The 16,158-nt window shown below is 35.6% G+C and carries 12 protein-coding genes; 6 read left to right on the forward strand and 6 right to left on the reverse strand.

Translation table 11 applies throughout. The features are described 5' to 3' along the window. Positions 1 to 9 precede the first annotated feature (9 nt). Genes Nisw_RS03165 through Nisw_RS03175 form a run of 3 tightly spaced genes read right to left on the reverse strand, consistent with a single transcriptional unit; the run spans position 10 to position 7,400 of the window. Entirely contained in the window at positions 10 to 3,801 is a 3,792-nt protein-coding gene (locus Nisw_RS03165; RefSeq protein WP_141976454.1) for a DNA-directed RNA polymerase subunit A', read from the reverse strand. Then, a complete protein-coding gene (locus Nisw_RS03170) occupies positions 3,801 to 7,148 on the reverse strand; it encodes a DNA-directed RNA polymerase subunit B (RefSeq protein ID WP_141976456.1) in 3,348 nt (1,115 codons plus the stop codon). The genes Nisw_RS03165 and Nisw_RS03170 overlap by 1 nt, the downstream gene beginning before the upstream one ends. Further along, on the reverse strand, positions 7,149 to 7,400 hold the full coding sequence (locus Nisw_RS03175; protein WP_014962612.1) for a DNA-directed RNA polymerase subunit H: 252 nt from the start codon (positions 7,398 to 7,400) through the stop codon (positions 7,149 to 7,151). It lies immediately after the preceding gene. 180 nt (positions 7,401 to 7,580) lie between these two features. Between Nisw_RS03175 and Nisw_RS03180 the strand changes: the two genes are divergently transcribed. The 4 genes from Nisw_RS03180 to Nisw_RS03195 all read left to right on the forward strand — a co-directional run bounded on the left by Nisw_RS03180 (position 7,581) and on the right by Nisw_RS03195 (position 11,158). Continuing rightward, entirely contained in the window at positions 7,581 to 8,417 is an 837-nt protein-coding gene (locus Nisw_RS03180) for a PEFG-CTERM sorting domain-containing protein (protein ID WP_141976458.1), read from the forward strand. Between the two features lie 63 nt (positions 8,418 to 8,480). Further along, entirely contained in the window at positions 8,481 to 9,338 is an 858-nt protein-coding gene (locus tag Nisw_RS03185; RefSeq protein WP_141976460.1) for a PEFG-CTERM sorting domain-containing protein, read from the forward strand. A gap of 122 nt (positions 9,339 to 9,460) precedes the next feature. Further along, positions 9,461 to 10,285, forward strand: a complete 825-nt coding sequence (locus Nisw_RS03190) for a PEFG-CTERM sorting domain-containing protein (RefSeq protein WP_141978468.1) — start codon at positions 9,461 to 9,463, stop codon at positions 10,283 to 10,285. A gap of 69 nt (positions 10,286 to 10,354) precedes the next feature. Then, complete coding sequence (locus Nisw_RS03195) at positions 10,355 to 11,158, forward strand: PEFG-CTERM sorting domain-containing protein (protein ID WP_141976462.1); 804 nt, start codon at positions 10,355 to 10,357, stop codon at positions 11,156 to 11,158. On the opposite strand, the gene Nisw_RS03200 is transcribed toward Nisw_RS03195, so the two are convergent. From Nisw_RS03200 to larC, 3 genes are read right to left on the reverse strand one after another with little or no spacing between them, the layout of a single operon-like run. Next, a complete protein-coding gene (locus Nisw_RS03200; RefSeq protein WP_141976464.1) occupies positions 11,155 to 12,321 on the reverse strand; it encodes a cysteine desulfurase family protein in 1,167 nt (388 codons plus the stop codon). The genes Nisw_RS03195 and Nisw_RS03200 overlap by 4 nt on opposite strands. After that, entirely contained in the window at positions 12,318 to 13,115 is a 798-nt protein-coding gene (larE, locus tag Nisw_RS03205) for an ATP-dependent sacrificial sulfur transferase LarE (RefSeq protein WP_141976466.1), read from the reverse strand. The genes Nisw_RS03200 and larE overlap by 4 nt, the downstream gene beginning before the upstream one ends. Further along, complete coding sequence (gene larC, locus Nisw_RS03210; RefSeq protein WP_141976468.1) at positions 13,116 to 14,336, reverse strand: nickel pincer cofactor biosynthesis protein LarC; 1,221 nt, start codon at positions 14,334 to 14,336, stop codon at positions 13,116 to 13,118. 90 nt (positions 14,337 to 14,426) lie between these two features. On the opposite strand from larC, the gene Nisw_RS03215 reads away from it, so the two are divergent. Both Nisw_RS03215 and larB read left to right on the forward strand, forming a co-directional pair. Then, complete coding sequence (locus tag Nisw_RS03215; protein ID WP_141976470.1) at positions 14,427 to 15,341, forward strand: malate dehydrogenase; 915 nt, start codon at positions 14,427 to 14,429, stop codon at positions 15,339 to 15,341. A 33-nt stretch (positions 15,342 to 15,374) separates the two neighbouring features. After that, positions 15,375 to 16,151: a nickel pincer cofactor biosynthesis protein LarB gene (gene larB, locus Nisw_RS03220; RefSeq protein WP_141976472.1), complete on the forward strand. Its 777-nt coding sequence runs from the start codon at positions 15,375 to 15,377 to the stop codon at positions 16,149 to 16,151. Positions 16,152 to 16,158 lie beyond the last annotated feature (7 nt).

Here is a 16,158-nt window from a genome sequence, read left to right on the forward strand (position 1 = left end):
ATCATCCAGTTATTTCTTCTTGCTTACTTGCATGTACAAGTCAACAGTTCCACTTCCAATTGGAATGTTGCTTCCAACAATTACGTTTTCAGTAATACCTTTGAGTTGTTCAATTTCTCCGCCAAGTGCAGCATGTGCAATTGTTGGAACGGTAATCTCAAATGCTGCTCTTGCCAAGACACTATCTTTAGTTCCAGCAATTCCGTGTCTTCCAATTTGTTGCATGTAACCACGAGAACACATCAAATCGGCTACTAACATGATGTATCTGTTGTCAACTTCAAGTCCTTGGTCTTCCAGAGTGCTGTTAAGTTCATTGATTAATGCATTTCTTGCAGCTTCAATACCAAGTGTTCCTGCAATTTCAAAGACGTTGTTTGTTCTAACGTTTCTCTTATCAATTCCTTTAACCTCCAAGACTTTGGCAACATTAGAACCAGTTGTTTGGATAACCCACTCATCATCTTTTTGGACAAGTGTTACACGTTCAATGTCAGGTACGCCCTTGACAGTAGTGTTGAGAACCTTGTTTCTAATTGCAATTACTGTTGCAGTATCAGATTCCTCAACTAGTTTTAGAGTGATTAGTTCACCAGTTGTCTCCATCTTGAATTTCTTGTTAGAAGACAATGCTGCTTCTACTTCTGCAATAGAACAGCCTCTTTCTTTGAGTCTATTTTCACTTAAAATTAGTTTAATTTCAGTTGCATAATCAGTTTCACTGTCTGCAATCAAAGCACTTACTTTGGTTTGCAAAACATTTCTTGCAACTTCAATTGCTTTTTCTCTTGATTTCTTTGATTCCTCATCAAGATAGATATCCATAGTTGGTGTTACTGGTTTCTTTCTTGCATCAACAAGTTCAATTAATCTTGGAAGACCCAATGTAACGTTTCTTTCTTTAATTCCTGCAAAGTGGAATGTTCTTAAGGTCATCTGAGTACCAGGTTCACCAATTGATTGTGCAGTGATAATTCCTACTGCTTGTCCTGGTTCTACTTTGGCTTTGTTGTAAAGTAGCAATCCCTTCTTACATACTGCTTCAATACCATCTTTACTTAATTCTGAATTTAGTAATGTCTCAGTTACAAGAGAAGTTAATCTAGGATTGAATGTCTTTGTGTATTTTTTGGCTAGTGTTTCAATTTCGTCTTTTGTTGCCTTTTTACCAGAGTCAACAATTTTTTGAGATTCAATTAATCTACTAGGGTTAAATGCTTCACCATGATCACTCTTTTGCACATCAATTCCATCTTCACCATAAAGGAATTGTACAATGTGTCCGTGAGGATCTCTAACTGTTCCATCATATTCTAATCTAATGTGTTCTAATGCGTTGATTAATCTACGCTGCATGTAACCACTTTGTTGTGTTCTAACTGCAGTATCTACAAGTCCTTCACGACCTCCCATTGCGTGGAAGAAGAATTCAAGTGCAGATAGACCTTCTCTATAATTGGATTTTACAAATCCATGTGCGTCTGGATTATTGTCATGTTCTTGATAATGGGTTAATGCTCTGTTGTTGTAACCGTCATGTAGTCTGTTACCTCTTCTTGACTGTTGTCCAAGTGCTCCGGCCATCTGACCTACGTTAAGTGATGAACCTCTTGCACCAGTGGTAGCCATTATTTTTCCTGCATTATCTGCTGGAAGACAATCATTTGCAGTGGAGCCTGCTTTGTCTCTTGCTTTACCTAATTCATTTACAATGTATGCTTCTAGTGCTTCTTCAGGTCTCATACCTCTTGTTAGTTTCAATGTACCTTTGTTGAATTGATCAGTCAAGTCATCTACTATATCATAAGTTTCTTGAATGTCATCGAGAATCTGTTGTTTGTCTTTATCAGGTACGATAAGGTCGCCATAACCATAACTGAAACCATAGTGAGTGATGAATTGTTTTACCATGATGAGAATAGAGTTGAGGAAACTTTTTCCTACAGCATTACCATAATCTTTTGCAATTCTGTGAAGTACACTTTCAGGTTCTTCTGCACCAATTGAAGATTTATCAATTACGCCGCTGATTAATTCACCGTTTTTAATTACAACATCTTTTGCTTGGCCTTTGGTTCCCTTTGACCACTTTGATGTAATGACATAGTTGAAGTCTTTTGGTAGGAATAACGAGAATAGTTGTTTGCCAGTATAAGCTGGACCATCTTTAGTTTTAGTTGCAGGTTTTGGCAAAGGATCTGTATATCCACCAAGCATTGCAAGGTTTGAGAATTCTTGAACTGATAATGTTGTATCATCTTTAGTTAGAAGATATGCACCAGTTACAAAGTCTCTTAGTGCACCAATAATTGGGCCACCATATCTTGGTGAGATTAATTGATCTTGAACTCTCATCAAGAGAATTGCTTCTGCTCTTGCTTCCTCACTTTGAGGAACATGAAGGTTCATCTCATCACCATCAAAGTCTGCGTTATACGGAGGACAAACTGATGGATGGAGTCTGAATGTTTTTCCTGGAAGTACACGTACATAATGTGCCATAATTGACATTTGGTGAAGTGATGGTTGTCTGTTGAACATGACAATGTCACCATCTGCAAGGTGCCTTTCTACCAAGTATCCAATTTCAAGGGTTTCAGCAATTGTAGAACGATCTTCTACGAAATCAAGTCTAATCTTTACACCATCTGGTCTAACGATATAGTTTACACCTGGGAATTTCTCAGGTCCATTAATTACAAGTTTTCTCATTCTCTCAATATTCCATTCTGTAACAATTTCAGGAATGGTTAGTTTCATGGCAACTGCTTCTGGAACACCAACCTCACTCAAGTCTAAATTAGGATCAGGTGAGATTACAGTTCTACTTGAAAAGTCAACTCTCTTTCCAGATAGTGAACCTCTGAATCTTCCTTCTTTTCCTTTGAGCCTTTGAGTTAAGGTTTTGAGAGGACGTCCAGAACGATGATGAGCTTGTGGGATTCCAGATACCTCGTTATCAAAGTATGTGGTTGTATGATATTGTAATAGATCTACCAAGTCTTGAACGATAAGAGGAGGAGTTCCTGCATCTTTACTTTCTTTTAGTCTCTGATTAACTCTGATGATATCTACCATTTTGTGAGTCAAGTCGTCTTCTGATCTAATTCCAGTTTCTAAAATAATTGAAGGTCTTACAGTTACTGGTGGAACAGGGAATGCTTGTAATACAAACCATTCAGGTCTTGCAGTAATCGGATCATAGGATAATAGTTCTAGATCTTCATCAATGATTTGTGAGAATCTTTCTCTAATTGTAATTGGAAGTAATCTGTGTTCTCCGATTTCTGTTTTTTCTACAAAGATAGTTGGTTTTGTGAATATTAGTTCGTATTGTGTTTTACCGCAATGAGGACATTCTTTTGCTTTCTTTGCTTTTTCAATAATTTGTTCTGGAATGCGTTTTTGAGAAATTACAGTATAAGCTGCATGTTTTTCTTTGATAGTTTTGAAAACGTTAAGATCTTCTTGCGGAACTTTGAGTCTAGCACAAGAACGACATGTTGATTGTAACAGTTTGTAGATATTATCAATAAATGCAATGTGTAAAACTGGTTCTGCTAATTCCAAATGTCCAAAGTGTCCAGGACATCTTGCTGCAGTATTTCCACAGGTTAGGCATTTTTGTCCAGGCTCTAATGTTCCTAGTCTGCCATCCATCAAACCTCCTTGAACAGGCATTCCATCCTCATCATAGGTTTCTGGAGCAGTGATTTCTGCAACAGAATATTTTCTGATTTCAGTTGGAGACCAAACAGAGAATCTAATTCCGTCGATTGCTTTTACTGCTTGAATGGACATTATAGTTTCTCCTTGATTAACAATCTTGGTGCAACATTGAGACTCTGCATCTCTTGTAAGAGTAGTTTAAAGGCATATGCAACTGAAACAGATGAGACTTTGGCTTTGTCACCACAGACTCTACAAACATATTTTCTTTGTTTAACATCATGATAAGCTACAAGACCACATCTCTCACAAACAAAGATATCAGATTTATCAGATTCGTCAAGTAATCTGTCTTTAAGAATCATAGAAGCACCATAAGCAATCAAACAGTCTCTCTCCATTTCACCGAATCTAAGACCACCGCCTCTTGCTCTTCCTTCTGTTGGTTGTTTAGTTAACATCTGAACTTGTCCACGTGCTCTTGCATGAATCTTGTCTGCAACCATGTGGTGCAGTTTTTGATAATATACAACTCCAATGAATACCTCAACTGGGAATGACTTTCCAGTTCTTCCATCATACATTATTTCTTTACCAGAATATTCAAAGCCATGTGCATCCATTACTTCTCTTACTTCATCCATCTTTTCTCCAACAAATGCAGAACCATCAAATCTCTTTCCACGTAATGCGGCAGATTTTCCACAGATAGATTCCATCATCATACCTACTGTCATTCTAGATGGGAAGGCGTGTGGATTAATCAAAACATCAGGAGACATTCCACTTGCAGTATATGGCAAGTCTTCTGCTTTAGCTAAAATTCCTAAAATTCCTTTTTGTCCATGTCTTGATGCAAATTTATCACCAATCTCTGGAATTCTCATATCTCTTGCTCTAATCTTGTACATCTTTCCACCTTCGTTTGATTGAGTCATAACTACAGTATCAACAACTCCAGTTTCTGAGGGTCTAACACCAATTGATGTATCCCGTCTGTAAGGTCCAGATGATTCAAACTCTCTATATTCTTCCATGAATCTTGGAGGACTAGTTTTTCCAATTAAGATATCTCCACCTTTAACTGGTGCTTCTGCTGCAACAACACCGTCTTCTTCCAGTAATCTGTATGCACGTTCTCCTTTGTAGCCTCGGATGTTATCTTCAGCATTTGGAATTTCAAACGCATCACGCATTCCACCAGGATATTGTTTTGCTTCAGCATCATAAATTCTAAAGAAGAATGTTCTTCCAAGACCTCTATCAACTGATGCTTTACTAAGAACAATTGCATCTTCAATGTTGTAACCATCAAATGGCAATACTGCAACTACACAATTCTGACCTGCAGGTCTGTCTTCCAATCCCAAAAGTTTCATTGCTTTTGTATTAACAATTGGAACTTGAGGATATAGCATAAAGTGTTGTCTAACATAGGTACTGGTATTCATCATAGGTGTTGAGAATCCTAAACTCTGTTTTGCCATTGCAGATTCGTATGTGTTTCTTGGAGATTGATTGTGTTCAGGATATGGAATGATTGATGCACCTGCTCCAAGGATTGCGGGTGGGAAAACTTCAAGGTGAGTGTGTTTCTTTGTGTCTTTTTCATCTAGTGTTACATAGCAGTTCTCTTCTTCATTTGCGTCAATCATTTCTAAGACACCCATTCTCAAAAGATCAGTCCATGAGATGAGTTTCTTTGAAATTTTATCTAGTAAATCAGCAGTAAGTAATGGTTTGTTATCTTTGATTATGATTAACGGTCTTAAGACACGTCCTGCATTACAATTAACATAAAGTCTTCTTGTAGAACCTTCAATTTCAGATTTATGAAATGATACACCCACATGTGGATGAATCTTTGAGTTTCTTCTCAAGTCTCTAAGGGATTCTGCTAGTTGTTCACCATCTTTGTAATATCCAATTAGTCTACCATCAACAAAGATTCTAGTTCCATCTTTCTTCAAATCTTCTTTTGCATCAAAGAAGTGAACAGTTCCAAGATCATAGAGTTTCTCTACAATTTCTTCAGATGGAACGTTTACAGAAATGATTCCAGATAATGCCAGATTCTTTACAAGACCACAGTTTGAACCTTCAGGAGTTTCACTTGGACAAATTCTTCCAAAGTGTGTTGCATGCAAATCTCTTGCTTCAAAGTTTGGCTGAGTTCTACTAAGTGGAGATTGAATTCTTCTAAGGTGACTGATTGTTGAAAGATAGTTTGTTCTGTCAAGTAGTTGAGTAACACCTACTCTACCTCTACCCCAGTTTCCTGTGGCAATTGCATTGTTTAATTTATCAGTAATAATTCCTGGACGGATGGCAGCAGCTACTGCATTAATTCCACGTTTTTGTCCAGAACGTTCTAGTTGGTATTTCATATCACGAACAAGATTTCTAAATGCAGTTCTAAACAAGTCTGCAAGCATCTGTCCTGCGAATTTAATGACTTTGTTTCCATAGTGGTCTTTGTCATCAGGTTTAATCCAACCAAGTTTTAGTTCTAATAATTTACAAGCTGCTTCTCCTAAGAATTGTGCTTTTTCTTTTCTGTTTTCAGGATGTTTTCCCAAGTGAGGTAACAGACCCCAATCAAGTAAAGTTTCAGCACGTTTAATCTGGAATTCCTCTAGCATTCCCGGAGCAATTCTCTTACTGATGTAAACAATAGCATCTTTTGCAGTTGGAACATCTCCTGCTTTTTCAAAAGAGCCTTCTAATTCATCTTGGAGTTCATCTACCAAAGAAACTGCGGCTGCAATCTCTCTATCAGATTCTAATCCAAGTGCTCTCATCAAAGTAACTACTGGAATGTCAACTGGAGAACCTGGAATTCTGGCAACAATTAATCCGTCATTTTTCATGACAAGTTCTAATTTTGCACGATAACCAACAATGGAAGAATATACTTTGGCTTTATGGACAATGTTTCCACCAACTGTCTCTCTGTCAACTATAATTTTGTTGTAAGAGAGATCCTCTAATCCAACAATGACTCTCTCAGAACCATTGATGATAAAGTAACCACCAGGATCATTTGGATCTTCGCCGTGTTCAACTAATTTTTGAGTAGAGAAATTATGTAAGATACATGCATTTGATTTTGCCATAACTGGGACATCACCAATGTGTACAAATCTTGATTCCAGTATTTTCCCATCTTCAACAACACTTGCTTCCATCATTACAGGTGCAGAGTAAGACACATTTCTCAATCTAGCTTCTGCAGGAGTGATATGTGTAATAGAACCATCAAGCTCCATCATTCTTGGTTGTTGAAGTTTAACTTTACCTAGTTGAATTTTGTAAGGATATTCAGCATTTTCAATATCAATCTGACCAACTTCGTTGATTATACTTTGTAATCCTCTCTCTAAAAATTCATCAAATGAGTTTAGATGTTGACGTGCAATACCTTCTCTCTTCAAGATGTCTTGAATTACTGGCCAACGTTTGGTTGAAGGATCTGCCATCTAAACTTCCACCACGTATCTATAATACAGACTTTCACCAGCAGTTGGACTTTTTCTTGTGATTTTTATCATATCACCAGGTTTTACACCAAGCCCCAAGATTGCGGGATCGTTTACAAAGATTAATGGTAATTCAGTTGGCTTACAGTTGTATTTTTTTAAAACTTCCTCAGCTTCTTGTTTTGAAATGATTTCATGTTTTGGAACATAGATATGATCAGGTACAAGAATCTGGTTTTTCTTAGTTGCCAATTACAAAGCCCCCACGTTGAACATTAAATGTAACAGTAATGAATACACACAAACTGTCAAAATCTCACGCTCAGGTTAATATATATCTAATCTGAAATTCGTCAAGAAAATAGTGTTTTTTCTATTTTGTCAATTAATCTTTTCACAACCTTAAATAGGATAAATTTAGGCGTAAAATCAATGAAATCACAATTGATGGTGTTTGCATTATCTGCAATTCTAGTTGCAGGTATTGGTATGGCACCAGCATTTGGACAAATACAAAATACGATTGTTGTTACTACAGATAAAACATCCTATTCAGAGGGTGAAGTTATTATGGTAACAGGTGAAGTCAGAGATCTTTATTCAGGAACTCCTGTAAGTGTCATTGTTAAAGCCCCAAACGGTAACTTGGTATCAATTGCTCAAGTAACAGTTGGTGCAGACAAAAAATTCAGTACTGAAATAACTGCAGGAGGTTCATTGATGAGAGCAGAGGGATCATACACAATTACTGTTCAATATGGTAATGAAAATAGATCTGCTACAACATCATTTGAGTATGGAGGATCTACAGTAGTTACACCACCAACAAACATGGGTAAGGTAACAAACACAACTGTTGAAATTGAAGGCTCATCAGACTTGATTGGATATAAGATCACAGGTGCAAAATTACTTGGAATTATACCTGATGTTGATGCAAATTCATTGATCATCTCAATTGATGCCATGGAAGATGGTTCACTCACTTTAACAATCCCTAGATCAGTATTAGATGCTACAATTAATGGTGCAGATGATGACTTTTTCGTTCTAGTTGACGGAGAAGAAGTAGACTTTGATGAAACAGCCACATCATCAGATAGAACACTCACCATAGCATTCCCGGCAGGGGCTGAAGAGATTGAAATAATCGGTACCTTTGTAGTCCCAGAATTTGGTACAATTGCAGCAATGATTCTAGCAGTAGCAATTATCTCAATAATTGCAGTATCTGCAAAATCAAGACTTAGCATTATGCCAAGAATCTAAAATTTCATCTTTTTTCTCTTTTTAAATATACATAAATACCAAGGTAACTTGGGGAAAATTAGGATGAATTTTAAACGTTCTACAACATCGATGGCAATAGCCCTTTTGGCAGTGTCATTAATTTCAGTGACCTCAATTCAACAAGATGCATTTGCTCAAACACAGGGAATGACCCTAACAGCTATGGCAGACAAAGGTTCGAAAACAATTACTGTAACAGGTAAAACAGTTTCAGGATATACTGATGTTTCATTTACTGTTAAGTCTCCAAGTGGAAATAACTTAGTTGCAGCTTGGCAAACAACACCAGATGCTAATGGAGAATTTGCTACAGAATTCAAAATAGGTCCAACATGGACTGAAAATGGATTCTATGAAATCAAAGCACAACAAGGCAACACAGCATTGTACACAATGGCAGTTCTTGTTGAAGTAAATGGTGGAATGGCAGAAAAAACTTCTGTAACTGAATCCAATTTCTCTTCAGATGTGTTTGAACCAATCGAACCAAATGTTGCAAGAGATGCAGGAATTGAAATTAGTACCGCCGAAACCGAAATGGGATCCGATACAATTGTAGTTACTGGAAGTACAGATAGAGTAAGTGCCGACATCACATTAACCGTAACTGCTCCAAATGGAAATGTAGTATCAATTGATCAAGTATCACCAATGCTTGATGGAGAGTTTACAGCAACCATCACAACAGGTGGACCATTATGGACACAAGATGGTATTTACACTGTTACAGCACAACAATTTAACGATCCAAAATATACTGCTTCAGCTGAAGTAGATATTCAAGACGGAGTGGTAGTGCCAGAATTTGGTACAATTGCAGCAATGATTCTAGCAGTAGCAATTATCTCAATAATTGCAGTATCTGCAAAATCAAGACTTAGCATTATGCCAAGATACTAAAATCACATCTTTTTTCATTTTTTAAATATACATAAATAGAGACAGATTCAATTCGCAACAAGATGAACAACCGTACGTCGTTCGCGCTACTAGCCGTTTTGACTGCAGTCGGTACTTTAACCATGTCATCAGCATATGCAGATGAAATTCCACAAGCATGTGTTGGGTGTACTATGGATGATGCAAGAGCAACAGCAAACAAAATGTTGCTTGGAGACATCCCAATATCTGTTTGGACAGATAAGACAAGTTACAAACAAGGTGACATGATTAGGGTAAATGGGCAAGTAGCAAATGTAGCATCTGGATTTCCAGTTACAATTACTGTTGTGAGTCCTCTAAACTCCATTATTGCAGTTGATCAATTCGCTGTAGCAAATGATGGTAGTTTTGAGACAACTATAAACACATCAGGTAACATGTGGAAATACGACGGTACTTACACCATTAAGGCAAACTATGGCAGTGCTGATAAAAAGAACAGTGTCAAAGTTGAATTAACTGGTGGAGTTGCATACAAACCAACCTATGAAACACCAACAACGTCCAAACAATGTGGTTCAAATGAAATTACTGCAAATGGTCATTGTGTACCATTTAGTATTTCAGGCGGTTCAATTACAAGTGCAACTCTCAATACAGACGATAACTCAATTGTTATCAACATCAGTGCCACTAATGATGGAACATTAACTGTAACTCCATCAAAGACAGTCCAAGACGGTATCTTCATGGTACTAGTTGACGGAGAAGAATGGGATGATGTTGAGATTGTTGCAAACAAAGTAACAGTCATGTTCCCAGCAGGAACTGAACAAATTGAAATAATCGGTACCTTTGTAGTTCCAGAATTTGGTACAATTGCAGCAATGATTCTAGCAGTAGCAATTATCTCAATAATTGCAGTATCTGCAAAATCAAGACTTAGCATTATGCCAAGATACTAAAATCACATCTTTTTTCATTTTTTCATTTTTGATAGTAAAAGAAATATACAAACATGTCATTCAAAATTTGTGGATTCTAGAATATTATACGGAGTGATTTCTTTATTAATAATTTCTACAGTACCTGCTTTTGCTCAAGAGTCATTGATTTCAGTTCAAACAGATGATAAAAATTATGATGAAGGAGATACAATAGTAATATCAGGACAAGTTTCAACGATAGTTGGTGAAACACCAGTAACACTTCAATTATTCACAGAGGGGAATTTAGTAGATATAGCGCAAATTACAGTAGCCCAAGATGGAACATATTCACACACAGTTATTGCAGAAGGTCCATTATGGAACAAAGCAGGAGATTATCTAGTTAGAGTGTTATATGGGGAAGGCAATATTGCTGAATCTGAATTTAGTTACACACCAAAATCAGATGTAGTTGAAACCACAACTAATTTTGAAGTTGATGCTGGAAGTCACGGAACATTTGATGTGGAATACACAATCAAAGGAGGAGTAGTCAAAGACATGATAGTTGATTCAGATATTTTTGCATTAATAGTTCAAATTGATTCAACAGATGAGGGGAAAATTGATTTGGACTTGCCAAGAGAATTCATAGGAGCTGAAAAACAAGATGGGAAAGATGATACTTTTATTGTTTTAATTGATGGAGTAGAGGTAGCATATCAAGAATCAGTTGTACATTCAGATTCAAGAGTAATTACAATCAATTTTGAGCAAGGAGATTCAGATATTGAAATTATTGGAACCTATATTGTTCCAGAGTTTGGAACAATTGCAATGATGATTCTGATAGTTGGAATTATGGCAACAGTAGTCTTAACAAGAAACAGATTTCAAATGAAAATTTAGTTTTTTGAAAAAGAATACTTTTCTTTAAACGGTGATACAGATCTCAATTCATCTACAACTTTTTTTAGAATTTCCACAGTTTGTTCAATTTCTTTTTGATCATTAAATATTCCAGTTGTCAATCTTAGCGAACCAGTAATTTGCTCATGAGAAAATCCCATAGCCTGTAAAACATGAGACGCTTTTTGAGTGTGAACAGAACATGCTGAACCAGTAGATGCGGCAATACCATACTCATCAAGTTTGATTATTAGATCTTCACCATTTACACCAAGAAAAGTAAAATGAGCATTATTTGGCAAATGGGATTCAGGATGACCATTAACAGTTACCTGAGAAATTTCATTGGACACATTTTGAACCAAAGTATCTCTAAGTTTTTTCATATGGGAAATATTCTCATTTAGATTAGTTTTTGCAATATCACACGCCTTACCAAAACCAACAATATTTGCCACGTTTTCAGTACCAGAACGCAAACCATGTTCTTGTCCACCACCTAAAATCATAGGATTGAGCATGACCCCTTTTTTGATATACAACGCACCAATGCCCTTTGGACCATATAGTTTATGAGATGAAATAGACAACAAATCCACATTCAATTCATGAATGTCAATTGGTATTTTTCCTACGGCTTGTACAGCATCAGTGTGAAATACAACACCATGTTCATTACAAAGTTTAGCGATTTCTGAAATTGGTTGAATTGTACCAACTTCATTATTTCCAAACATAACTGAAACGATTCTAGTGTTTTCAGAAAGATATTTTTTTAGATCAGATAGACTAATCATACCAAACTTGTCAACTGGAAGATAAATCACATCAAAACCATCTTGAGATAATTTTTTACAGGGTTCTAAAATTGCATCATGTTCAATTGAAGAAGTTATAATTTGACCAGAGGAGTGTTTAGTTGCAATCCCTCTTAATGCAGTATTATTTGATTCAGTACCCCCAGAAGTGATAAAAATTTCAGAGGGGTCAGCATTGATTAAAGATGCAATTTGTTTTCTTGCTTTTTCAACTGCCTTACGAGATAATCGCCCATAACGGTGAATGGACGAGGGATTTCCATATTGTTCTTTGAGATATGGAAGCATTGATTCTAAGACATCTTCATGAATTTGAGTGGAGGCAGCATTATCAAGATAAATCAATCTGCAATCACATTAATTTTTCCTGGTTTATACCCTTCTTGATCAATTTCAACTGAAGTAAATCCTATCATCTTTAATTTTTCTGTGATTTTATCTAATACAGCATCATTGAATTCAGAAATATCATTTTTTTCTACTTCGATTTTTGCAGAGCCATTTAGATCACGAACACGAACTTGTTTAATTTTGGTTAATTGTTTAACAACAGTTTCACCAAATTCAATTCTAGTAAGTTTCTCAGCAGTCACTCTTTGGCCCCAAGGAATTCGAGATGCCAGACAAGAATTAGAAGGTTTATCATGAACAGATAATCCAACTGATTTTGCGATTTGTCTAATTTGAGATTTTGAGAGATTTGTTTCAACAAGAGGACTCAGAATGCCATTTTGCCGTAATGCATCAATTCCAGGCCTATAATCACCTAAATCATCCAAATTTGTTCCATCAACAATCACATCTATATGATGTTCTTTTGCCAATTTTAGTAGATGATCTCCTAATTCAAGCCTACAATGAAAACATCTAGTAGAATCATTTTTTGTAAACTCTTCATTTTCAAGTTCATCATAATCTAAGAAAAGTTGTGTTATTCCTATTTCAGAACAGATTTTTTTGGCTGTTTGTAGTTCCTCCTCAGAGAGGGTTTTGTAATCAGCAGTTACTGCAATTGCAGAATCACCTAGTTTTTGATATGCAGCATACGCAACAAGTGCACTATCCACACCGCCAGATAATGCAATCATAACTTTATCTTTATTAGCAAACCAATTTTCTAGTTCATCTAATTTTGTCATTTAGTTCTCCAATTTTTCAATCTCTTTTCGAAGTAAAGAGTCTGTTTCTTTAATTGACTTCTCAATAGTGTTTGAGATATACTTTAAATCATCAAACTCTATTTTGAAATCAGTTTTTCCTTTGAATGAGGATTTTTTGTATCTTACATCAAATGATTTTCCATTAATTGTCAATGAAGTATTTTCACTAGTTCTAGGTACAATAAATCTACTAGATTCAGATATTCTAACACCTAATGTACCAGTTTCAAGGACCAACGTATCAACAATTTCATCAATATTTTGATCATCACATAGTACAGAAATTAGATTTGTAGGTCTTCCTTTTTTTGTAATCCCGTGATAGATTGAGACATCTTTAGCACCTTTTTGCATAATTTTTTCAATAAGATTTCCAAGTATTTCACCTGAAACATCATCAACATTAGTTTCGATAATTTTTACAGAGTCACTTTCTAAATTATTTGTGGAGCCTCGAACTACCTTTAACACATTTGAAAAATTTTGAAAATCTTTTTGTCCTGCACCATAACCAATTGAATCAATTTTCATGGTAGGATAATAATCCATACAAGTATTAGTCAAATTAGCCAAAATGCAGGCACCAGTAGGAGTTGTCAATTCCTCATTAGCATCATTGCCTTTAATTTTGAGATAAGAGTTTTTGAAAATCTCAAGAATGGCACTTGCAGGATTAGACATTGTTCCATGTGAAAAAGTTACACTTCCACCACCTACAGAAACAGGCATGGAAATAATTTTTTCATCAAATAACTTCAAATCATCTAAAGCAATTGTAATTCCAACAATATCAATTAGTGTATCAATACTAGATGCTTCATGAAAATGAACAGAATCTTCCGAGACCCCATGTATTTTGGATTCTGAAGAAATTAGTGAATTAATACAGGATTCAGCAAAGGTCTTTGCCTTCTCTGAAAGACCCAAGTTTTGTGTAGAGTCATTAATTGCTTTTTTAATTTCAGATCCTTTTCTTTCATGAGAATTCTCATCAACATCTAAAATTAGTTGAAGAGCTTCAATTCCTCGTTTTTTGGTTTTTTGAAAATCAATTTCTTTAATGGTAGAATCTGAAAAAAATTTTTCAGATTTTTTGATTCCATCAATTACCTTTTCTTTATTGGCCCCCAAATCAATTAAAGATGAAAGAAGCATATCTCCAGATATTCCAGCAATTTGCGGATCAATTACCAAAACCATTGATTAAAAATTATCAAAAATGCTTATAAATTCGTCTGATCGGTATGAAATTTCACTAGATTTAATTATTGAAAATTAACAGCGAATTTTATGATTACTATAATTGGTTCAGGCAAAGTAGGCGGAGATGCTGCATTATTTTCAGCACTAAAACGACTAGATGATCAAATTTTGTTATTAGATGTTGCAGAAGGCCTACCTCAAGGAGAGGCAATGGACATCAACCATATGCTATCAGAACAAGGAATTGATGTCGAGGTTAAAGGTTCCAATAATTTTGAAGACATGAAAGGTTCCAATATTGTTGTAGTAGTTGCAGGTTCTGGAAGAAAACCAGGAATGACCCGTATGGACCTTTTGAAAATTAATGCATCAATTGTAAAAAGTGTAGTAGAAAATGTCAAAAAGTATGCAGATGACTCCATGATTATTCCAGTAACTAATCCATTAGACCCAATGGCATACATCACATACAAGGTATCAGGATTTGATAGAAGCAGAGTATTTGGAATGGGAGGTATGCTTGATTTATCAAGATTTAGACAGTTTATTCATGAAGCAACAGGACACTCTCGTGATTCTATTAGAGCACTTGTAATTGGAGAACATGGTGAAAACATGTTACCTTTACCAAGATTTTCATCTGTTTCAGGAATCCCTCTATCATCATTTCTACCAAAAGAAAAATTAGACGAGTTAGTTCAGAACACAAAACAAGTTGCAGCAAAAGTAATTGAATTAAAAGGTGCAACAGTACATGCACCAGGAAATGCAATTTCTGCAATTGTTGAATCTGTTGTAAGAGATAGAAAACAAGTGATTCCAGTAGCAACTTATCTTGATGGGGAATATGGTCATTCAGATGTAACAATTGGGGTTCCAGCAGTAATAGGAAAGAAAGGCGTAGAGAAAATTATCGAACTAGATCTTAATGATGATGAAAAACAGGTCTTTAACAAAGCAGTTGAGAGTGTTAAAGGTGCAATTTCAGGTATTGAAATCTAAGCCTTTTTTTATCGATAAAAAGAAAAACCATCAATGGAAACTCATGAGATTCTAAAAGCTGTAAAATCAGGAAAGATTTCAGTTAATGATGCAAAAAGACTACTATCATTATATTCTATAGAAGAGATAGAAGGAATTGCCAAGATTGATATCAATAGGAGAAAACGAAGAGGAATCCCAGAGATAGTTTTTGCAGAGACAAAAGAACTAGATGAAATTAAAAAAATCATAAAAAGAATTTTAGAAAAATCAAATTCTGTAATTGTTTCAAGGTTAAAGAAAGCAGACTATCCAAAAATCCAGGCATTTGCAAAGAAACTAAAAGTCAAAGTCAAAACAGGAAAGAAATCATCTACATTATTGTTGTTTAAAAAACCAATTAAATTTCAAGGAGGCAAAGTAGGAATTCTTACTGCAGGAACTTCAGATATTGGAGTGGCGGAGGAAGCAAGAATTGTCTGTGAAGCAATGAATTGTAAATGCATCACAAGTTACGATGTGGGAGTAGCAGGAATTCAAAGAATTTTTCCAATTTTAAAAGAAATGGTAGAAGAGGATGTGGATTGCATTATAGTTGCTGCAGGGATGGAAGGAGCACTTGCAACACTAGTTTCCACACTAGTAGATATTCCAGTTATTGGAATTCCAACATCAGTAGGATATGGTTATGGTGAAAAAGGAATTGCAGCTCTTGCTTCGATGCTTCAAAGTTGTTCATTAGGACTATCAGTTGTAAACATAGATAACGGCATTGCAGCTGGTGGAATTGCAGCCAATATCGCAAATAGAACAATAAGAAAAAGAGAATAAGTGAAAA

The organism is Candidatus Nitrosopumilus sp. SW, from assembly GCF_006740685.1.
In the GTDB taxonomy this organism is placed as follows: domain Archaea; phylum Thermoproteota; class Nitrososphaeria; order Nitrososphaerales; family Nitrosopumilaceae; genus Nitrosopumilus.